The sequence below is a fragment of the Acinetobacter schindleri CIP 107287 genome (genome assembly GCF_000368625.1).
GTDB lineage: Bacteria > Pseudomonadota > Gammaproteobacteria > Pseudomonadales > Moraxellaceae > Acinetobacter > Acinetobacter schindleri.
In genome coordinates this window covers 37,575-58,484 of sequence record NZ_KB849579.1, presented here as the reverse complement: position 1 = coordinate 58,484, position 20,910 = coordinate 37,575, and the positions used below count along the sequence as shown (strand labels likewise).

Below are 20,910 nucleotides of genomic sequence, written 5' to 3'. Positions count from 1 at the left end.
TGTTCCCCTTATTTCTTGATTTTTTGCGGACGTGGATAGTTTTCTTTGGCAAATTGCTTAGAGCGCTCTACTGCCAAACTGTTGTCTTCCACATCACGGGTAATCGTCGAGCCTGCACCGACTGTAGCACCATTGCCAATTCTCACAGGTGCCACCAATGAACTGTTCGAGCCAATAAAGGCTTGATCACCAATAATCGTTTTAAATTTGTTGGCACCATCATAATTACAGGTAATGGTCCCTGCACCGATGTTTGAGCCTGCACCAACTTCAGCATCACCCAGGTAGGTAAAGTGGTTGGCTTTAGAGCCTAGACCAATCGTGGTATTTTTAACTTCAACAAAGTTACCAATGTGAACTTCATTGGCAAGTTTTGCTCCTGGACGTAAACGTGCAAATGGGCCAATTTGGGTGTCTTCACCCACGATGGCGCTGTCAAAAATACTATATGGCTGAACCTTGGTACCCGCTGCAATCTTGGTATTCTTGATGATACAGCCTGCGCCAATTTCAACATTGTTACCTAACTCGCAATCACCTTCGATAATCACGTTGATATCAATGCGGACATCTTGACCGACAGTTAAATTGCCACGCAAGTCAAAACGGCTTGGATCAATCAGATGTACGCCTTGCTGCATCAGCTGTTTGGCCTGAAATGCCTGGAACTGACGTTCTAAAGCAGCCAGCTGCACACGGTCATTTACCCCTTCAACTTCAAAAGCCATTTCTGGTTCTACAGATGCAACTTGCATACCATCTGCCAAAGCCATCGCCACAATATCAGTCAGGTAATATTCACCTTGCGCATTGTCATTGCTTAAACGTGGTAGCCATTGATGCAACTTGGCATTGCTGACGGCATAAATACCGGTATTGATTTCCTTGATTTGACGTTGTTCTTCAGAAGCATCCTTGTGCTCAACAATGGCCTGGATCTGACCTTGTTCACGTACGATACGGCCATAACCATTGGCATCCGGCAGGGTAAGCGTCACCAGACCAATACCGGTTTCTGCAGTAGCATCGAGTAATTTTTGCAAGGTTACAGGATTAATGCACGGCACATCGCCGGAAAGAATCAGCGAAACGCCGTCTTGTGGCAGGACAGGCAAGGTCATTTGCACTGCATGGCCGGTACCCAGCTGTTCAGCCTGTTCTACCCATTTAATCTCTTGCTCTGCAAAAGCAGCCTGAACCCGGTCACCACCGTGACCATAAATCGTAATAATATTATCTGCGTTTAATTTTTTTGCCGTTTCAATGACATGACCCAGTAAAGGGCGTCCTGCAAGGGGTTGTAATACTTTCGGTAAGCTGGAACGCATACGGGTTCCTTTACCTGCAGCAAGAATAATAACAGTCGTTGACATGTTCTAATCCTAAATATGGCTTATGCCACAGTGAAGTAAAAATAAAGCAAAATACAAAGGGCCGCCCACAGGCCAGCAATAATGTCATCCAGCATGATGCCGAAACCGCCGTCAATTTGACGGTCAATGACACGAATCGGCCAGGGCTTCCAGACATCGAATAAACGGAACAGAGCAAAACCGACCAATGCCCACATCCAGCTCATTTCATTCAGATAGAGCAAAGGCAAAAAGGTAATGGATTGACCTGCAAATTCATCCCAGACAATGCGACCATCATCATGTACACCCATGACTTTAGCCGTATGCCCGCAAATATAGATGCCAATGAGCGACATCAGAATGATGGCTAGTATGGTGCTCGATAGGTCAATTGCAAGCCATAGCGGAATAAACAATAAGGCAAAAGCTGAACCAAACGTACCCGGCGCTTTCGGTAATAGGCCAGAACCAAAACCAACACCACAGAACACAATAAAACGGTCGGTCCATGACATGGCTTTAAAATTGATTGAAGGTTTATGCAAAATGTTGATACCCATTAAATTGAAGCAAATGATCTACGCCATCTTTTTCAAAAGTTAAGCCACGCTGTTGCTGAATTGTGCCGATTATACTAATCGAATCATCAATTTGTTTTTGCAATAATTTTTCATAATTTTGCGGGCTTATTGTAAAACATAATTCATAATCGTCGCCACCCGCCAATGCATACTGCCATTTTTGTTCATCATTTAAGGCGTGCAGGGCAGTACTTAGTGGTAAGTTTTCAAGTTGCAGCTTTGCGCCGACATCCGAGGCTTTTAAAATATGTCCCAAGTCTTGTGCAAGACCATCTGAGACATCAATCATACTATTGGCCAGGCCTTTAAGCGCAGCACCTAAAGCACAACGTGGCGTTGGATAATCCAGACGTTTTTGTAGATCATGACCTAAATGCTTTAAGCCAAATGCCGCATCGCCAACCGTACCTGAAACACAAATCAGATCACCGATTTGGGCACCTGAACGTGGTACAGCAAGGCCTGTATCGACCCAGCCCAGTGCTGTGACAGATAGAGTCAGATGTGGACTTTGCGTGGTATCACCACCAATTAAACGCACGCCAAATTGATCGCAGCAGTCGTATAGCCCTTGGCTAAAGCCTTTGAGCCAAGCATGATCAATTTGGGGTAAGCTCAATGCCAATAAAATACTATGCGGTGTGGCGCCCATCGCGGCAATATCAGATAAATTGACTGCAACAGATTTCCAACCAATGGCATGTGGGTTTGTATCTAAAGGAAAATGTCGACCCACAACTAAGGTGTCGGCACAAATCACCAATTGCTGGTGAGGTGGGGGAGTGAGCAAGGCTGAGTCGTCACCGACCCCTAAATCGACAGAATCTTGATTCTTACGATTGAAATAGGTGTCGATAATCGAAAACTCAGCCATACAACAAATCTACTTAAAAAAAACTTAGTTTGCTTGTTGTTTTTCTGCTGCACGTAAAGTTGTCGCTAAACGATCTAATACACCGTTGATGTATTTATGGCTGTCTGCACCGCCAAAATGTTTAGCTAACTCGATTGCTTCGTCTAAAACGACACGATATGGAATCTCAAGATGTTCTTTGAGCTCATACGCACCTAAACGAAGTGTTGCGAGTTCTACACCGTCAAGTGCAGAAAGTTCGCGATCCAGCACAGGGATAAGCAAAGCATCCAATGCTTCATGATTGGCAACCACTTGAGTCAACAATTCATGATAATAGCCAAGATCCACTTTGTGCATGGCATTGTCCACACGTGTACGTGCTTCAATCTCATGCACAGGGTTGTGGCTCATTTGCCATTCATAAATTCCTTGTACAGCAAAACGACGTGCTTTACGTTTTGCAGCATAAGTTGCTTGAAGTGTTTGCGACATAGCCTTAAATAGCCTTTAACAAGTTAACCATTTCAATCGCAGTCAAGGCAGCTTCACTACCTTTATTGCCTGCTTTTGTTCCAGAGCGTTCAATCGCTTGTTCAATACTATCCGTAGTGAGTACGCCATTAATGACAGGAAGACCAGCGTCCAGACCAACTACGCCTAAACCTTTGGCACATTCACCTGCCACGAAATCGAAGTGCGGTGTGCTACCACGAATCACAGCGCCCAAGGCAATGATGGCATCGAAATTACCAGTCGCTGCTAATTTTTTTGCAACGATTGGAAGTTCCCAGGCACCAGGTGCATGAACGACCGTGATATTATCCTCTGATACACCATGGCGTTTCAATGTATCAACGGCACCTTCTAACAGATGTTCAACAACAAAGCTATTAAAACGACCAACTAAAATCGCATAACGGTCTTCGTTCGCGAGATGTAACATACCTTCAATACGGCGAACAGCCATAATAACCTCGATTCTTATCTTAAGATGTGTGTTGTGCGGTGATGTATTCCACCACTTCTAAATTAAAACCTGACAATGCATTAAAGCGTAATGGTGAACTCAGCAGTTTCATTTTTTCTACGCCTAGATCACGCAAAATTTGTGCACCGACACCAATCGTTTGATACTGCTGCGACAGTGCAGCATTGGATTTCACATTTTTGGGTGCTTTTAAAGTATCAAGCGCAGGACCTAGATCTTGTAAATGACGTTGACCAATCCAGACCAGGACACCACGATCACTGCTTGCAATTTCTTTAAGTGCCTTGTCTAAATTCCAAGCCGGTTCGCCGTCCTGTTTATTCAGTTTTAATAGGTCCCGTGTCGGGTTAAAGCCGTGGACACGTACAGTCGTTACGCCTTCTTTCGGCTCGCCTTTGACTAGTGCTACATGAATATCCGGGTTACCTAATTCACGGTAACGATACAGATCAAAGGTACCGTATTCGGTATCAATTGTTTGCTGATCTAAACGTTCAACCGTCTGCTCATTGGTCATGCGATAATGAATCAAGTCAGCAATCGTACCAATTTTCAAGCCGTGTTTTTCAGCAAAGACTTCAAGGTCTGGACGACGTGCCATTGTGCCATCTTCATTGATGATTTCACAAATGACCGATGCTGGCTCTAAACCTGCAAGACGCGATAAGTCACAGCCTGCTTCGGTATGACCTGCACGGTGCAGGACACCACCTGGCTGTGCCATCAATGGGAAGATATGACCAGGCTGTACGATGTCTGTAGGTTTAGCATGAGCTGCCACAGCGGTTTGAATGGTATGCGCACGCTCTGCAGGTGAAATACCGGTAGAAATACCTTCAGCTGCTTCAATCGATAACGTGAAGTTGGTCCCGTGTTGAGCACCATTAGCATCCACCATCAATGGAAGATTCAACTGTTGGCAACGTTCTTTACTTAAAGTCAGACACACTAAACCACGAGCATGGGTGATCATAAAGTTGATGTCTTCAGGACGCACGTGCGTGGCAGCAATGACTAAATCGCCTTCATTTTCACGATCTTCATCATCCATCAGGATGACCATTTTTCCTGCACGGATATCTGCTACAAGCTCTTCAACTGTATTGAGCGGCATCAACCTTCACCTTCTTTTTTGATCTTGTTCAGACCGAATCATGACATTATTGGTTGCATAGTCTAACGCTTTTTGAGCAATTTTGCCTATGCTTATTGATTTCCCTAAACTGAACATTGTTATACACAGTCTTTTTCGGCAAAGAAAGCCGACTTTATATGGAAGTTTTTAATTTTTGTATTTTTTTTATCCAATTGAAAATATTAAAAAAATCAATGCTTATCATAGAGGGATATATATACTTGTTTTGGATAGCTTTATGATTTTATTGGGATAGAGGGACGGTTATTTTTCTGTTTAAGATAAAATTACCAAGTCAATAAAAAAGCGAACCGAAGTTCGCTTTTGCTTAGAGAGGAATTAGAAGAAACCTGCTGGTTTGGTCGAGTAGCTGACAAGCAAGTTTTTGGTTTGTTGATAATGATCGAGCATCATTTTGTGGTTCTCGCGTCCAATCCCTGATTTTTTATAACCACCAAATGCCGCATGGGCAGGGTAAATGTGATAACAGTTGGTCCAGACGCGACCTGCCTGAATCGCACGGCCGGCACGATAGGAGGTATGGGCTGAACGCGACCAGACACCCGCACCTAAGCCATAAATGGTGTCATTGGCAATTTTAATGGCATCATCAAAGTCTTTAAAGGTGGTGACCGCAAGCACCGGTCCAAAAATTTCTTCCTGGAAGGTTTTCATGTCATTGGTGCCTTTAAAAATGGTCGGTTCAATATAGAAGCCTTGACCTACTTCATGGCGTGCTTCACCACCTGTTAAGACCTGAGCACCTTCTTCACGACCTGTGGCGATACAACCCAAGATCTTATCTTGCTGTTCTTGCGATGCCTGTGCGCCAATCATTGTGTCGGTATCCAGTGGATGACCGGTCTTAATGCGCTTGACACGCTCAACTGCACGTTCCAGGAATTTGTCAGCAATACTTTCCTGTACCAGTGCACGTGAAGGGCAGGTACAGATTTCTCCCTGGTTGAGGGCAAACATGGTAAAACCTTCCAGGGCTTTATCTAGGTATTCATCCTCTTGATCCATCACATCTGCAAAGAACAGGTTTGGTGATTTACCGCCCAGTTCCAAGGTCACAGGAATAATATTTTCAGTCGCATATTGCATAATCAGCTGGCCGACTGCGGTTGAACCGGTAAAGGCAATTTTTGCGATACGAGGGTTGGTCGCCAGTGGACGACCGACCTCAACGCCATAGCCATTAACAATATTCAGTACACCAGGTGGTAAAAGATCCTGAATCAGTTCAACCAACACTAAAATACTGACAGGGGTTTGTTCTGCTGGTTTCAGCACAATACAGTTACCGGCAGCTAAAGCCGGAGCCAGTTTCCATGCGGCCATGAGAATTGGGAAGTTCCAGGGAATTATTTGACCGACAACGCCGAGGGGTTCATGGAAATGATAGGCGATGGTGTCTTCGTCAATTTCTGAAATGCCGCCTTCTTGCGCGCGAATACAACCAGCAAAATAACGGAAGTGGTCGATACATAATGGAATATCCGCATTTAGGGTTTCACGAATCGGTTTACCGTTGTCCCAGGTTTCTGCCACCGCGAGCAATTCCAGATTTTCCTCTAGACGATCGGCAATCTTGAGCAGGATATTTGAACGTGTGGTCGGTGATGAGCTATTCCACTGTGCTTTGGCAGCATGGGCGGCATCGAGTGCAAGTTCAATATCTTCGACACTGGAGCGTGGTGCTCTGGTAAAAACTTTACCATCGACTGGGGAAATATTATCAAAGTATTCACCTTTGACTGGCGGCACCCATTTACCGCCAATAAAGTTTTCGTATTGTGCTTTAAATTGAATTTTTGAACCGTCAGTATTTGGATCTGCATAGCGCATATTCTTGTCCTTTCATTGGTTGTTATAGCTGTGAGAGAAATAAGGGTGAGAGACGAAGTCTCATCTTGGAATGAATAGTTATAGCTAATATAAAGAGCAAATCTGACGCTATGTCGAGGGTTTACAAGCGTGCTACAAAAGGTAACAAAGCGGGGATAAGAAGATTTCCTTATTTTTAATAAAAATCAAATTATTAGCCTATAAAGATTAAATTTTTAAGGCGTTAAAACATGATATTTCGCACATATAGGCTTGCTAAAAAATAACAATTAATACCTGCTTGATGAAAAATCTTTGAGCAAATTTTGGGGAAGGTGATTTATCATTTTCCTTCCCGCTATCTTGCCAATAATGAGGGTTATGACCTGGTCAAAGTCCTTTGGTCTGTAACCATTCAAACAGCTGTTGATAGACCTGTTCCCGTACCGCTTTTTCTGACAGGACCAGGTCATGCAAGCCATTATGAATTTCGCACAAGGTGACATCGCCCGATATTTTGCTGGCATGCTGAATCATATCCTGCACTTCCAGAATCACATCGCTGCTTTGTGCATGACGATTAAATTTTCGTGGATAAGTCGTCTGATGCGAATGCATGATCAGGACAGGAATGCTTAACTGAAGACCTTGATGCAGTTCTTTTTGCGCCTCATGAATGGCATGTACAAAGCTCAAACGCACCATGGGATAACGGACTTTTTTCCATTCGAGGTTAAAGTTCCATTCACCATGATGGCTGGCGTGCAAACTCGGGACATACCACTTATTAAGACGACTTGGGAACAGCAAGTTTGGAAAACGTTTGCCCATTGCTGCCATTCGAGGAATGGCAAATTTCTTTTCCAGACGGCTCATATTGAAATCATAAAAGGGACTGTTTGCCCAGAGCGCTTTAATCAGGGGATGATCAGGATGATGTGCTGCATACAAGGTTGTGGTTAAGCCCCCCGTTGAATGTCCGCAAAGCAGCACGGCGTCATGACTTTCCTGACCGATAATATCCAGTGCCTGAGTAATTTCTGCATCATATTCTGACAGGCTATGAACGTTATAGTACTTCTGATGCGGCAAATAGGAGCGGCCATATTTACGTAGGTCCAGCGCATAAAAGTCAAAACCCTGCTCATTGAAACGCTCTGCCATTTCAGTCTGGAAAAAATAGTCGATAAAACCGTGGATATATAGCACCGCCTTTTTAGTCGGTTTAGCGGCTTTCTTGCGAACGAGGGTCGCCACCACCTGACCTTCATAATCATTCGGAAGATCTAAGGTGACCTGTTCATAGCCAGCCCCTAAAATATCGGGTTGATAATTTACCTCTATCTTTGTTGTCATTATTTTCTCTTAACTTCTTGTTCGGATTTTATATTTAGATATTTCTACACTAGCGTCAAATAAAAACAACACTTTTGATCGAAGAACTGATCACCTAAATTTAACAGATAAAGTGCTCAGCAAAATTGAATGAATGGGAGTAAAACTTGTAATTTTCTACAAGTAGATACTGAGATCCCGATTTGCTTTTAAGCAAAACAGGCTGAAATGGATGCAAAAATAGGCCTAAAACTTTTAAACTTTAGTCTATTGTTAATTTTTAATAAAGATTTCTATTGATCTAAAATTACTTTATCACTTATCGAAAAAATGTATAAATAGAGAAGGTTTTTTCTCGTCTATATAATCAAGTTTCCTTTATATAAGTTTTAGTTTAAACCCTCTATTTGACTCAAGCGTTTACTGACCATATTCAGAAAACAGCTCAAAACAGACCTTACGTAACCATTCTACGTTCGGGTTGCTGTGTGAACGTTCATGCCAATGCTGTTTGACATTGTATTGAGGGAAAGAATAAGGCGGTCTTAAGATTTTAATATCACCACGGGATTGTAAAAAACGGCTTAAATAATGAGGGACTGTCGCAATGGCATCTGTATTTTTAATAATTGGACCAACACCCAAATAACCCGGTAAGCGCATCAGAATATTACGATTTACCCCGCGTTTACGTAGTTCATTTTCAATAATGTAATGTCCACCCGTGGCTCGAATCACGATATGCAGTTCCTGGCTATATTCTTCAGCGGTCAAGCTATCCTTAATCAGGCGTGGATGGTAGGGGCTACAGATCACGGTATATTCTTGTTTAAAGAGCGTTTGTTGATAGAAGCCTGCTTCTAGATGGGGCAAAAATCCAATCGCCAGATCGATTTGGCCGTTTGCCATTTTTGCCGGAGTATCTTTATCAATGGGGACAATACTCAGAGAGATATTAGGTGCATGTTCTCTCAAGTAATTGATCAAGGTTGGGAGTAATACCAGATGACTGATATCGGTCATGCTGATTTTAAACTCATAATTCGATTTTTTAGGATCAAAATCAATATTGTACTGATTGATTGACTTCAGCTTTTCAAGAAATTCTACCGTAATCGGAAAAATATCCTTGGCGAGATCAGTAGGCTCCATGCTATTGCCCACACGGACGAATAATGGATTATTAAAATGCTCGCGCAATTTATTTAAACCGATACTTAAAGTCGACTGTCCCGTACCTAAAGCAGCAGCTGCCTTCGACACACTTTTATGGCGATAAATCTCATAAAAAATTTGTATAAGTCGCGAATCAATATCCATCGTTTTAATCAGCTGTATTGATTTTATCAATACAGCCTATTCATTTCTGCATATGTATACAAGTTTTTTTGGTTGATAAATTGGCCGAAAACATAGGGTGGTTAAGCAATTTTGCATCGAAATTGCTTTTGAATATAAAGAGGCTCGCTGATGGAACAACTCGCAACATTAGAAGATTTACCGAAAGAGTATGTCTCAAATTTGACTGACTCGAATCTTGTCCCACTTTGGCCAAGTCTCCGTAATGTATTACCACCGCTTCAACCGATTCCTCAGACTCAAGTCACCGCTTGGCACTTTAAGGACATTAAGCCTTTATTGCTACAAGCGGGTGAGTTAACCCCGATTGAAAAAGCTGAGCGTCGTGTACTGGTTTTGGCAAATCCAGGTCATGGCCTGGAAAACATGAAAGCGACCTCTTCTATTTATCTGGGCATGCAATTGCTCTTACCAAATGAATGGGCGCCGTCACATCGTCATACACCAAATGCAGTCCGCCTGATTGTGGAAGGTACGGGTGCCTATACGACAGTCGAAGGTCAAAAATGCATGATGGAGCATGGTGACCTGATCCTAACTCCATCAGGTTTATGGCATGAGCATGGTCATGACGGTGACGAACCAGTGATCTGGCTAGATGTGCTTGATCTTCCACTGGTGTATTACATGGAAGCCTCTTTTGTAGAAGGCGGTGATGTTCAGGAGGTCAAAGGTACCGACCGTAGCCATCACTATGGTAAAGGCATTGTGCCAAGCGTGCATTTTGTTCGTGAAAACTCTGGCTATCCATTGCTGCGTTATTCATGGAAAGACGTCAAACAGGTACTTGATGATCTTGCTAATGACTCAAGCCATCAAGGACCAGCGCAAATCAGTTATGTAAACCCGGAAACTGGGGAAGACTGTCAAAAAATTATTGGCTACTCGGCAATCCGTTTAGCACCGAATGAAGTGGTACAGCTGGAACGCCGTTCAGCAGCTCAAGTATTCCATGTGATTGAAGGTCAAATGCAGATCGATATCAATGAATATAGCCACGAACTGTCCCGTTCAGATACCGCATGTGCACCTTGTTTTGCACAAATTGATTTAATCAATAACGGTGATGAGCCTTGTTACATCTTTGTTGCCGATGAAGCACCTTTACAGAAAAAGTTAGGTCTTTATTCGACACGCGCACGCATCTAAACGTATTTGGAAGGAATCGACATGAGTATTGATCAACGTCCTATTTTAATCGCAGGTGGCGGTATCGGTGGTTTCGCAGCAGCATTGGCACTGACGAAACAAGGCATCAAAGTCAAAGTATTTGAACAAGCGCCTGAGATTGGTGAGATTGGTGCAGGCATTCAGTTAGGTCCAAATGCATTCCATGCTTTTGATGCACTCGGCATTGGTGAAATTGCACGTGGTAAAGCTGTATATACCGATTACATGGTCATGCACGATGCATTAGATGAGTATCAGGTTGGTAAAATTCCAACAGATGAACACTTCCGTGAGCGCTTTGGAAATCCATATGCCGTGATTCACCGTGCCGATATCCATGGTTCTTTGGTAGAAGGTGCAGCGAAAGTCGGTGATCTGGAAGTGATTACCGATTGCCGTATCCAGTCTGTATCACAAACTGAAGATGAAGTATCGATTACTGATCAACACGGCAATACCTATGTTGGTCAAGCACTCATTGGTGCAGATGGTGTGAAATCTGTGGTACGTGAAACTTTGGTTGGCGATCCAGCATTAGTCACAGGTCATGTGGTTTATCGTGCAGTTGTGCCTAAAAATGAGTTCCCAGACAACCTGAAATGGAATGCGGCAAGTATCTGGGTTGGTCCAAACTGCCATCTTGTGCACTACCCATTACGTGGCGGTGAAGAGTACAACGTGGTTGTAACCTTCCATAGTCGTCAGCAGGAAGAGTGGGGCGTAACTGATGGTTCCAAAGAGGAAGTGTTGTCTTACTTCGAAGGCATCTGTCCGAAAGCACGCCAACTCATTGAACTACCAAAATGCTGGAAACGTTGGGCAACAGCAGACCGCGAACCAATTTCACAATGGACCTTTGGTCGAATTACATTATTGGGTGATGCTGCGCATCCTACTACCCAATATATGGCACAAGGTGCATGTATGGCGCTTGAAGATGCGGTGACTTTGGGTGAAGCACTGCGTGTATGCAATAACGATATTCATCAGGCATTTGATTTGTATCAAAAATCACGTATTTCACGTACGGCGCGTATTGTGTTGTCTTCACGTGAGATGGGCAAGCTTTACCATGCGCATGGTGTACAGCGTTTGATTCGTAATGACTTATGGCGTGGTCGTTCAGCAGAACGCTTCTATGACGCGATGGAATGGTTATATGGCTGGAAAGTTGAAAACTGTCTGGTTGCAGCACAACACTTTCAAGGAAAAGTAGCATGAAACTGTATGGCTTCTTCCGCAGCGGTACCTCACACCGTTTAAGAATTGCATTAAACCTGAAAGGCTTAAGCTACGAACAGGTTTCTGTATCACTGGCTAAAAACCAGCATCATCAGGCAGATTTTAAAGCACTGAACCCTCAGGGTTTGGTGCCAGTACTGGAAACTGAACAAGGTTTACTGACACAAAGCCCAGCGATTATTGAATGGTTAGAAGAAGTATATCCAGACGTAGCTTTACTTCCGAAAAGTCCATTTGAAAAAGCCAAGGTTCGTGCTCTGGCAGCGATCGTAGGTTGTGATATTCACCCAATCAATAACAAGCGTGTGCTTGAGTATCTGCGCAACAATCTTGAGCAAGATGAAACCCAAGTATTGGCATGGTGTGGTGAATGGATTTCTAAAGGCTTTGATGCTTTGGAAAAACTGTTACAGCAAGATACGACACGTGAAAACTTCTGTTATGGCAATACTGCAACGTTGGCAGATGTGTATTTAATTCCACAAGTCTATTCAGCAAAACGCTTCAAGGTAGATTTAACGCCTTACCCAACAATTGTTTCGATTTATGAGCATTGTATGCAGTTAGACGCTTTCCAAAAAGCTGACCCTGCACAGCAACCAGACACGATCTAAACACAGTTATTGAAGATTTAAATTAGGAAATTTTATATGTCATTTGTATTTGAACCGATCGAAACTGCTGCACTGCCAATTGTAGATTCTGAACAGCAATATCCAGTCCGTCGTGTGTACTGTGTGGGGCGTAACTATGCAGCACATGCACGTGAAATGGGTTTTGATCCAGATCGTGAACCACCATTCTTCTTTTGCAAGCCAAATGATAAAGAATCAATTGTGCCAGTACCTGCAGGTCAAGCCGTTGATCTTCCATACCCAACACAAACTTCAAACTACCACTATGAAATCGAGTTGGTCGTTGCCATTGGTAAAGACGGTAAAGACATCTCTGTTGAAGATGCCAAAGACTACATTTTTGGTTATGCGGTAGGTCTGGATATGACTCGCCGTGACTTGCAAATGGGTATGCGTGAAAAAGGCCGTCCATGGGAAATCGGTAAAGCATTCGACTTCTCTGCACCAATTGGTCCAATTCACCCAATTTCTGCAACAGGCGAAATCAATCAAGCAGACATTCACTTAACAGTGAATGGTAAGACGGAACAGCGCAGCGATGTGAGCCACCTGATTTGGGATGTATCAGAAACCATTGCCAACCTTTCAACTTTATTTGAATTGAAAGCAGGCGACTTGATTTTCACAGGTACACCAGAAGGCGTTGGTGCAGTTGTGAAAGGTGATGTCATGCGTGCTGAAGTAGCAGGCTTAACTGGTATCACTGTAAATGTAATCTAACATTTGCCTTAAAGATGGCTCACAACAATAACAGCATGGGCCATCTTTTATTTGCTCAGGAATGCAAAAGCGTAGGGATACGTTTTTGAAAGAGGGTTTCCTATGTCTCAGAATCAGCAATCGATTGATGTACAAAGCTTCATTGATCGCAATCCACTTTCCCGTTCACAAAAACTCATTATATGGCTCTGCTTTATCATCGTGGCGATCGATGGTTTTGATACAGCTGCTGTCGGCTTTATCGCTCCAGCGTTAAAAGCTGAATGGGCATTAGAAGCGACTAGTCTGGCGCCATTATTTGGGGCAGGTTTGTTTGGTTTGATGGCCGGTGCATTGGTTTTTGGACCGCTTTCCGACAAATTGGGCCGTAAAACGATTTTGATTGGTTCAATTTTTGTATTTGGTCTGGCCAGTCTCATCTCTGCATTTGCTACGGATTTAGAATCATTGATTTTTTGGCGCTTTGTGACCGGACTTGGTTTAGGTGGAGCAATGCCAAATGCCATTACCTTGACCTCTGAATATAGTCCAACACGCCGTCGTTCTAATCTTGTGACCTTAATGTTCTGTGGCTTCACGATTGGTTCAGCATTGGGTGGTATTTTATCTGCACAACTGCTTCCAAGTATCGGCTGGCACGGGATTCTGATGATTGGTGGGATTGCGCCACTGGCAACCATTCCTTTCTTGCTTGTATTCCTTCCTGAGTCACTGAAATTCTTGGTGTTGAAAAATAAAGCCCAAGAAAAAATTGACAAAATTGTCCGTAAAATTGCACCTCATGTAGCAGATATTCCACATCTGGTACCAATACCAAATGAAATCAATCAAACAGGTATTCGTGACTTATTTAGCCGCCAATATGCATTAGGTACTTTCCTGATCTGGTGTACATTCTTTATGAGTTTGCTCATCATCTACTTGATTTCAAGCTGGATGCCAACCATGCTGACCAATCATGGTTTCAATCTTGAAAATGCATCTTGGGTAACTTCAGTCTTCCAGATTGGCGGTACGATTGGTGCGATTGTGATTGGTTACATGATGGATAAAACTGACTCGACTAAAGTGCTGAGCATGGCATATATCTTGGGTGCAGTATTTTTGGTGTGCTTAGGGTTTGGCATTGAAAATGCCATGATGCCACTGTTACTTTTAGGTATGTTTGGTGTGGGGATCGGGATCAGTGGTTCACAAGTGGGTGTAAATGCCTTTTCATCAAGCTTCTACCCAACCCATTGTCGCGCAACAGGGGTGAGCTGGGCGAATGCAGTAGGTCGTTCAGGTTCGGTTGCCGGTTCGGTGATTGGTGGCTGGTTGATGTCATTAAACCTCACCACATTTGAAATTCTTTCCCTTCTAGCTGTTCCTGCACTGTTTGCTGCCTTTGCACTGTTTATGTTGAAACAGATGAAGAAAAAAGCAGTAAAAGCAGAATATACAGCAGTTGCTCAAAGCTAAAAATTAAGTTTCAACGCAAAAAAAAGTTGGGCATCTGCCCAACTTTTTTATTTTTAATACTCAAGAAATGAAATCTCTTCTCGATACTAAACAGCAGTTTCGGAATCGATTTATTAGTATGGTCTTGATACAGACTGGCATTATCCTATACCCATTTGATTTTACGTAAGATTAAGCCAGAATCGTGGATAGTAGGCCGAAGGTGATAATTTTTATCTTTTAGATGAATGACTTAATTTAAGTGAGAGATGGGGAGATAGTCAGAGAGAAGTACATTCAACTCAGTATCTAATTTCTAGTTAGCCAAATATTTTGGATATAAAAAAGCCCCAATCTTTCGATCAGGGCTTTTAGAATTTGGAGCGGGAAACGAGACTCGAACTCGCGACCCCAACCTTGGCAAGGTTAACGAGATTTTTTACATTAATTTATATTCAATCTATCTATTTGATATTAATATATTTTAAAGGATAAATATGAGGTGAAATTCGATATGGATTTTGGTGATATGAGATCATTTTGGTCACAAATTTTGGAAAAAAACTGTATCAAAAGTCACATATATTTGATTATAGAAGTATTGAATTTAAAATAAAAATTTACCGATTGGTAAAAATATCTTAAAATGTCTAGCTAAAATATAAATACAGTGGACATGGATTTTATAATCAAAGATCTTTCTATGGAAATATAGAAAGAATTTATATTGATATTTCAATTTTTGGTAATATTCTGGCTATGTTGCACAAAGATTTGAAATGCAAAGCACCCCTAATTGAGCCAAATTTAAGGCATAACTTGGGTAAGTGGTAGACCGAATTCCGTAAATCTGTTGAGGACTGCTACACGTGCATGAATCTCATTGACTTGGCTATCAAAACGCCTTGCACTGAGTTTATCTCCTAATAATTTAATGCAGTGCATCTTAGTTTCAACCAAACTTCGCCGATGATAGCCTGACCATTTTTTCCATAGTGCCCTGCCTAAACGTTTAACTGTTCGAAGTAATTCATTTCGCTCTAGCGAGCTGCTCTTTGTATCTTTCCATGGTTGAATCACATATCCGATTTGATAAAAACAATGATTAACAACATCACAAGTTTAAATACGCCTAAAGCCTTACCCTCTGATATTTTGAATGAAAAGCTAATATTTTTACTATCCTCTGACATCGTGAAGTTTTTCGAGGTTAAATTTAAGTCTGATAAGACATGTCCAAGCTCTTGTTTTACTTTCGAAGAAAGTTCCAAGTGAATGTATTTTTTGGGAAATAAGTCATTAATGAATGAGAGAAATTTTTTCAATTGACGCTTTTCATTCACTGCGAATTTAAACTCTGAGGAGTTGGATTGCACCTTTTCAAGATAAATTTCGATAATCTGCATTAACTCTTTTTTATGATTTTTATATGCAATTACATAGTTATTTTCTGCATAACCAATGAGCTGTTGCTCAATCTCATTAGTGGGCAAGCTGGTAATTAGTGCATTAGGGTGCTTTCGCAAGAAGTCAGTGGTAAATAACTTAGATGATTTTTTTTGATTGATACACGTCGTTTTAAGTTGAGAAGCCGTATCACGAATTTTTATTGCAACTTGCAGTGGAATGCTTTCTGGGAGTAATAGATGATCTTCATGGGGAGTTGAAAGTATATGATGTAATAACTTGAATGTAAGATCCGAATCATGGGCTCCAAGCACAAGTGTATTGGGTGCAGCTACGTGTAGCTCCTTATAATTATGATCATATTCCTTATATGGATGAAGCGTTAACTGCTTATAGAGAAAAGTGTGAATCGCTCTTTGCTGTACGGGGAATGAAGTATTATCTTTACAGTGGAGTATGTTGAAATAAGCTTCTTTTGTGAGTGGCGTATGCATTTGATTGAGTTGGTATGTAATGGCTAAATGTGCAAGATGCAGATAACTAGAACAGGTTGTCGATGGGGTTAAGTGCCCAGCTAAATGTGCTAATGCGTACCAAGTTTGTTGTGTATTGCCATGCCTTAATAAAGCATAACGGATTCTCATTTGTTCATTAGCGGAATAATCAGTAAAGTGATTTGCAAGAGGGGATTCGGCTAGTACGAGATAGAGATGGTTAATTGCTGAATGTCTAAGGCTGTGATAAGTGCAACGATGCTCAGGGTAAACAGAATCTAATATTGTTTTTAAGAGTTCATTGACTTCATTTTTATGGGTTTCTTTGAAATTTTGTTTAATAAATAACGGTTGTTTCAGGGAATATCTCTTTTCTAAAAGCTCACGCTTACGATTATTGATGTAAGTCATTAATGATTGTAGTTCATCGTGTTTGAGAAGATGGTGTAAGGCAATTTTTCGGTATGCGGAATAGCTTTTTTGATTTTTATTTCGATGATTTCGGATACATAGAGTCAATTGATCCGCATTTATTTGAAAATCATTAACGAAAATATTTAAGGTCTCATTGATCCGCAATCCAACTTTAAACCCAAGGGTAAAGATATGCTTAAACATCGACCTATCCAGACGATGGATTTCAGACATAGACTCGAGCGCTTGAAGGGCTTTGTGAAAAAGATGGGGTGAAACGAGATCAGTTTTACAAATTTTAATCGTCAGCAAATTTTCTAAGTTCACGTTAGGTGCGTTAAAAAATGACACTTGTTTGTGATGAAACTCACTTAAGCGTTTCTGCGTGTTTGAGCGAGTTTGTTCTGCTTTTAACGCTAAAATTTCAGCATAAAGTTCTTCATAATCTATCGCTGTGAATGCATGAATGTTTTTACCTTGGGTTAAATAAAGCCAGTGGAAGACAAATTGCGAGAAAAAGGTATTCAGCGAGCTTCGTTTAAGAGGCTGAAAGTCTGCATGAATTAGTGTCCTTGAAAGTCTCTTTTTACTGCAAATAATTTCATTCAGTTTAGCTAGTTGATTGCTGTTAAGTCTTGAACGAATGATTGCCCAAAAGACAATACGTTCTATTGAAGGTGAAAGTTCACGTGCATACAGTTCAATGAGTTTTTCGACATAACCATCAGCACGAAGAATCACGCGAATGTCTTTCAAAAAGTTGGTTAGCCCACTTTCAATATTGCCTTTAATACTCCGTTCATTTTGTTCGAGGATTTTATATCGAGATCTTGTGGCAGATGTATCAAATTGATGAAAGTAGACGGCTAATTGTTTTTTGAGGGGGCTCGAACTTGGAATTTCATGTTTTAATAATCCTATAGACATTTGATCAAGCTGAGCATTTTTCAAAAATTGCGTGAAATAGAAAGCGTATTGAATCAGTTCTTTATATCGAATTTTTACATCAGGCAAATATATACGAATACAGTCATTAATGACGTGTTCAGGGTCTAATGCTTGTGTAAACAAATCTTTTTCATATTGGTTAAGTCTGAATAACCAACATTTAACGATATCGTGTATGACGATGGTTTTTGTGTAAGTTGTACTGTGATGAGGATGATCAATTTTTTTATTGCCATACTGTGAATTGGGTATTTCAAGACTTATGAAATGATCTTTAGTATCTAAGAAAGAGTCAAAACTTTTTTTTGTTTCAATGATGTGTGAAAATGCTTTTAACTCTGCCTCATTCCAAACACCATTAAAGAGAATAGCGCTTATTAATGCAAATCCATGGCAATGTACGGGATGATCAATGGATGTTGTGTGCCAAAGATGAGTTAACCTTTGTACAAATAGGACGATATTTTTGCCGTGCTTGATGGTTTCAATGCTTTGCAGTGGCATAACAGATTCATAGATTACAGGGCTACTCGGAACCGGATAATCAGTACCTTTGGCAAGATTAAGACGTTTGATATATTTTGCTAATTGTAAACGTCCAAAACGATATGATTGTAAATTGGAACCCGCTTTTTCTAAGAGTTTTTTGTCGATTTCGTTGCATATGCTTTGAAAATTTTCATCTGTTGAGCATTCAAATTTTTCCGAGAATAATGTAATCAGTGATTTAATTTTCGCATTATTTTTTTGCTTGCGACGGAGGCTATGTGGATGATTACTCATATGAAAGTAACCTCATTCAAATTGGACATACCCTTTAAGTTTAATATTGCGACTAATTTATCCTGAGCATTTCTAATTTGACTCAAGTTAGTTGGCTTAAAGCTAGAATATTTATCAAAAAGACCCTGCATATTTTCATCATGTCCAAAAATGGATTTGATAATGTCTTCATCACAAAACTGTGCAAAGAAATAACGACAAAAATGTCTGGTCCAATTTTTTTGCAGATCTAAGTTTTCATAAATATGCTGCAGATCAGACAGGCCAAACGGTCTTAATTTATGTTTATCTTGGAAAAGGAGAATAGGAGCTTGCCCATTGAGAACATCTTGAATGGGTTGGATATATTCAGAAGGATAGAGTATTTGCATTAAGGTCTTAAATTTATTTAAGAATGCCAAATAATGCTGTATCTCTGCTTTAAGAAAATCATTAAAAGGAATACATCGTCCAATCGTGCTCGCGTAACGCTGCTCTTTATCTGCAACACCCATTATCTGCATTTCAAAATCAATATAGTCTAAATTAGGTGGAAAGGAGTGACTTGGTCGAGCTGAAGTAATGATCATGCAGATGTGCCATAACCAAATAGAATAATGATTCAGGCAAGAAAATGGGTCGGCAGCTTGTCGAACACAGCGGTCGAGTTCATTAAAGAAGGCTTGGGCCAATGCTACATCTGGAGATTGCTGACTTCCGAACGATATTGAACTACTCAAGTTATGAATGTACTGAGTATCAAACGTAGAGGTAACTAATTTTAAAGTTTGTTCATAGCTATCTAATAAATCAACCACTGTCGAAGAAAAATAATTGCAGGACACATAGTGTTTAATACTCATCCCAGCCAGCAATTTGCTTTCCAGTTCGTAACCGAGTTCATTTAAAGTAATATCACTGATCAAACGAGGCAGATTTTCTACTGTAAGGTTAAATGTCAAATCTTGACCAATAGTTCTTAAGTATTCATTCACCTCGGATTCAATATCGCCCATATCCCATTTTTTAAGTTGAATTAGGGTCGAAAAATATGATTGAGGCAAGGGAATAGCATAGCTGTTTGTGGTGTTCAGCTTATGCTCTTTGAGTTTGATGTGATTACTTTTAAAAGTAGAAACGTCAAATGATTGCTTAAAGTAACATTCAAATTTATTCAAATACAATTTTTTTGTGCGATTGGATTCACATGGTTTGTTGCTAAAACTTACTATGTCCTTATAGTGCGTGAGGCTTAGTACTGAAAATAACAATAAACTATGAATAGGTGAGTCTGTGGCTTTTTCAAGTATGCGTTGCATAATGAGCTGAGCTGTCAATAGATCATAAACACGCGGATTTGATTTACTCATCAAATTGTTTTTTTGATGATGTTGTGCTTGTGCCATTAATTTAATTTTTTGGAAAGCTAAAGAATATTTTTCCTTTTCATCAAAATTAAAACCGTGATCTTGAAGCGTGGACTGTTCCTGATCCTCAATATCATAAGTATCCTCATTACTGCGAAAAGTTGTGAACAGTAAAACTTCATCATCAAGTGAAACTTTTTTATGTCTATATGTTGGTTGATCAATTGGCTTAGAAGACTTTCTGGTTTGACTAGAATGCGTACGTTGTCTTTTTTGCTGTGTAACGATGAAGTTATAAGCATTCTTAATAACACTTAAACGATTGATATCTTCTTCAGACAGACTTGGTAATGAGCGTTTTAGTCGCTCTTTATTTTTACCAATAATAGAATCTAGCTGATTGATGAGCTCTTGTAGATCTGAAGGTATCGAAGTTAAGGTCTTATATATTTTGTTTTTATCGTGATTCGCTAATCTAAAACATCTACATATATCGCAGATAGTAGTTTTATATTTTGAAGTAATCTCATTAAAATTGTTTTCAGTTATATTCTCTGTCTGAGCAATAGATTCAAAAGATTGAATGTTGAAAACTGCCCATTTCAAGGCAATCAATTTATTCTCTGTGGACACATTAAATAGCGAAAACAAATAATGAACTAGGGGTAACTCGGTTTTTGTTCTCTTAAGTTCATTTTTCTGCATTAAATCTATGAGAACGTTTCTTTCACTAGATTTTGTAAAATCTTCTAAGCGAATATTTTCTTCTATTCTTTGTTTATTTATTTTAGCTAAGCCTGTATAAAAAGCCTTGAAAGGTGCTAAATCAACTTTCTCGTAATTTAGATAGGCATGTCCAATCATGTTCATAC

The 20,910-nt window shown here is 40.6% G+C and carries 16 protein-coding genes and 1 pseudogene; 5 read left to right on the top strand and 12 right to left on the bottom strand.

The window, feature by feature from the left end; genetic code table 11:
• Positions 1-8: 8 nt before the first annotated feature.
• From glmU to F955_RS13425, 9 genes are all read right to left on the bottom strand, one after another.
• Positions 9-1,373, bottom strand: coding sequence for a bifunctional UDP-N-acetylglucosamine diphosphorylase/glucosamine-1-phosphate N-acetyltransferase GlmU (gene glmU / locus F955_RS13465; protein WP_004895827.1), 1,365 nt, complete (start codon positions 1,371-1,373; stop codon positions 9-11).
• A gap of 20 nt (positions 1,374-1,393) precedes the next feature.
• Complete coding sequence (locus tag F955_RS13460) at positions 1,394-1,915, bottom strand: phosphatidylglycerophosphatase A family protein (protein WP_004895825.1); 522 nt, start codon at positions 1,913-1,915, stop codon at positions 1,394-1,396.
• Positions 1,893-2,810, bottom strand: coding sequence for a thiamine-phosphate kinase (thiL, locus tag F955_RS13455; protein WP_004895824.1), 918 nt, complete (start codon positions 2,808-2,810; stop codon positions 1,893-1,895). The genes F955_RS13460 and thiL overlap by 23 nt, the downstream gene beginning before the upstream one ends.
• Positions 2,811-2,834: 24 nt before the next feature.
• Positions 2,835-3,284: a transcription antitermination factor NusB gene (gene nusB / locus F955_RS13450; RefSeq protein ID WP_004814175.1), complete on the bottom strand. Its 450-nt coding sequence runs from the start codon at positions 3,282-3,284 to the stop codon at positions 2,835-2,837.
• Between the two features lie 4 nt (positions 3,285-3,288).
• Positions 3,289-3,759: a 6,7-dimethyl-8-ribityllumazine synthase gene (gene ribH / locus F955_RS13445; protein WP_004895821.1), complete on the bottom strand. Its 471-nt coding sequence runs from the start codon at positions 3,757-3,759 to the stop codon at positions 3,289-3,291.
• A gap of 19 nt (positions 3,760-3,778) precedes the next feature.
• A complete protein-coding gene (gene ribBA, locus F955_RS13440) occupies positions 3,779-4,894 on the bottom strand; it encodes a bifunctional 3,4-dihydroxy-2-butanone-4-phosphate synthase/GTP cyclohydrolase II (RefSeq protein ID WP_004895820.1) in 1,116 nt (371 codons plus the stop codon).
• Positions 4,895-5,254: 360 nt separating this feature from the next.
• Positions 5,255-6,766 carry an acetaldehyde dehydrogenase ExaC gene (exaC, locus tag F955_RS13435; RefSeq protein WP_004814181.1) on the bottom strand — a complete coding sequence of 504 codons (1,512 nt, stop codon included), beginning with the start codon at positions 6,764-6,766 and terminating at the stop codon, positions 5,255-5,257.
• Positions 6,767-7,135: 369 nt separating this feature from the next.
• Complete coding sequence (locus F955_RS13430; RefSeq protein WP_004895817.1) at positions 7,136-8,101, bottom strand: alpha/beta hydrolase; 966 nt, start codon at positions 8,099-8,101, stop codon at positions 7,136-7,138.
• Between the two features lie 399 nt (positions 8,102-8,500).
• Positions 8,501-9,400, bottom strand: coding sequence for a LysR family transcriptional regulator (locus F955_RS13425; protein ID WP_004895815.1), 900 nt, complete (start codon positions 9,398-9,400; stop codon positions 8,501-8,503).
• A 150-nt stretch (positions 9,401-9,550) separates the two neighbouring features.
• Here F955_RS13425 and F955_RS13420 point away from each other — a divergent pair, with 150 nt between their 5' ends.
• The 5 genes from F955_RS13420 (at position 9,551) to F955_RS13400 (ending at position 14,667) form a co-directional block, all read left to right on the top strand.
• Positions 9,551-10,588 (top strand): cupin domain-containing protein, encoded by a 1,038-nt coding sequence (locus tag F955_RS13420; RefSeq protein ID WP_004895813.1) that lies wholly within the window; start codon positions 9,551-9,553, stop codon positions 10,586-10,588.
• A 21-nt stretch (positions 10,589-10,609) separates the two neighbouring features.
• Positions 10,610-11,830, top strand: coding sequence for a 3-hydroxybenzoate 6-monooxygenase (locus F955_RS13415; protein WP_004895811.1), 1,221 nt, complete (start codon positions 10,610-10,612; stop codon positions 11,828-11,830).
• Positions 11,827-12,465: a maleylacetoacetate isomerase gene (gene maiA / locus F955_RS13410; RefSeq protein WP_004895809.1), complete on the top strand. Its 639-nt coding sequence runs from the start codon at positions 11,827-11,829 to the stop codon at positions 12,463-12,465. Before F955_RS13415 ends, maiA begins: the two co-directional genes overlap by 4 nt.
• A 36-nt stretch (positions 12,466-12,501) precedes the next feature.
• Entirely contained in the window at positions 12,502-13,206 is a 705-nt protein-coding gene (locus tag F955_RS13405; RefSeq protein WP_004895807.1) for a fumarylacetoacetate hydrolase family protein, read from the top strand.
• Positions 13,207-13,308: 102 nt separating this feature from the next.
• On the top strand, positions 13,309-14,667 hold the full coding sequence (locus tag F955_RS13400) for an MFS transporter (RefSeq protein ID WP_004895803.1): 1,359 nt from the start codon (positions 13,309-13,311) through the stop codon (positions 14,665-14,667).
• A gap of 786 nt (positions 14,668-15,453) precedes the next feature.
• On the opposite strand, the pseudogene F955_RS16440 reads toward F955_RS13400, so the two are convergent.
• From F955_RS16440 to F955_RS13390, 3 genes and pseudogenes are all read right to left on the bottom strand, one after another.
• Positions 15,454-15,720 (bottom strand): annotated as a pseudogene (locus F955_RS16440) (IS5/IS1182 family transposase); the annotation flags it as partial.
• A gap of 2 nt (positions 15,721-15,722) precedes the next feature.
• Positions 15,723-18,692, bottom strand: coding sequence for a tyrosine-type recombinase/integrase (locus F955_RS13395; RefSeq protein ID WP_004895802.1), 2,970 nt, complete (start codon positions 18,690-18,692; stop codon positions 15,723-15,725).
• Entirely contained in the window at positions 18,689-20,908 is a 2,220-nt protein-coding gene (locus F955_RS13390; protein ID WP_004895800.1) for a hypothetical protein, read from the bottom strand. Before F955_RS13390 ends, F955_RS13395 begins: the two co-directional genes overlap by 4 nt.
• Between the last annotated feature and the right edge of the window lie 2 nt (positions 20,909-20,910).

Excerpts from the sequence above, each read along its gene's own strand:
- F955_RS13430 (WP_004895817.1), bottom strand. The coding sequence starts at position 8,101 with ATGACAACAAAGATAGAGGTAAATTATCAACCCGATATTTTAGGGGCT.
- F955_RS13420 (WP_004895813.1), top strand. The coding sequence starts at position 9,551 with ATGGAACAACTCGCAACATTAGAAGATTTACCGAAAGAGTATGTCTCA.
- F955_RS13405 (WP_004895807.1), top strand. The coding sequence starts at position 12,502 with ATGTCATTTGTATTTGAACCGATCGAAACTGCTGCACTGCCAATTGTA.
- F955_RS13460 (WP_004895825.1), bottom strand. The coding sequence starts at position 1,915 with ATGGGTATCAACATTTTGCATAAACCTTCAATCAATTTTAAAGCCATG.
- nusB (WP_004814175.1), bottom strand. The coding sequence starts at position 3,284 with ATGTCGCAAACACTTCAAGCAACTTATGCTGCAAAACGTAAAGCACGT.
- exaC (WP_004814181.1), bottom strand. The coding sequence starts at position 6,766 with ATGCGCTATGCAGATCCAAATACTGACGGTTCAAAAATTCAATTTAAA.
- ribH (WP_004895821.1), bottom strand. The coding sequence starts at position 3,759 with ATGGCTGTTCGCCGTATTGAAGGTATGTTACATCTCGCGAACGAAGAC.
- F955_RS13400 (WP_004895803.1), top strand. The coding sequence starts at position 13,309 with ATGTCTCAGAATCAGCAATCGATTGATGTACAAAGCTTCATTGATCGC.
- ribBA (WP_004895820.1), bottom strand. The coding sequence starts at position 4,894 with ATGCCGCTCAATACAGTTGAAGAGCTTGTAGCAGATATCCGTGCAGGA.
- F955_RS13390 (WP_004895800.1), bottom strand. The coding sequence starts at position 20,908 with ATGAACATGATTGGACATGCCTATCTAAATTACGAGAAAGTTGATTTA.
- glmU (WP_004895827.1), bottom strand. The coding sequence starts at position 1,373 with ATGTCAACGACTGTTATTATTCTTGCTGCAGGTAAAGGAACCCGTATG.
- thiL (WP_004895824.1), bottom strand. The coding sequence starts at position 2,810 with ATGGCTGAGTTTTCGATTATCGACACCTATTTCAATCGTAAGAATCAA.
- maiA (WP_004895809.1), top strand. The coding sequence starts at position 11,827 with ATGAAACTGTATGGCTTCTTCCGCAGCGGTACCTCACACCGTTTAAGA.
- F955_RS13415 (WP_004895811.1), top strand. The coding sequence starts at position 10,610 with ATGAGTATTGATCAACGTCCTATTTTAATCGCAGGTGGCGGTATCGGT.
- F955_RS13395 (WP_004895802.1), bottom strand. The coding sequence starts at position 18,692 with ATGAGTAATCATCCACATAGCCTCCGTCGCAAGCAAAAAAATAATGCG.
- F955_RS13425 (WP_004895815.1), bottom strand. The coding sequence starts at position 9,400 with ATGGATATTGATTCGCGACTTATACAAATTTTTTATGAGATTTATCGC.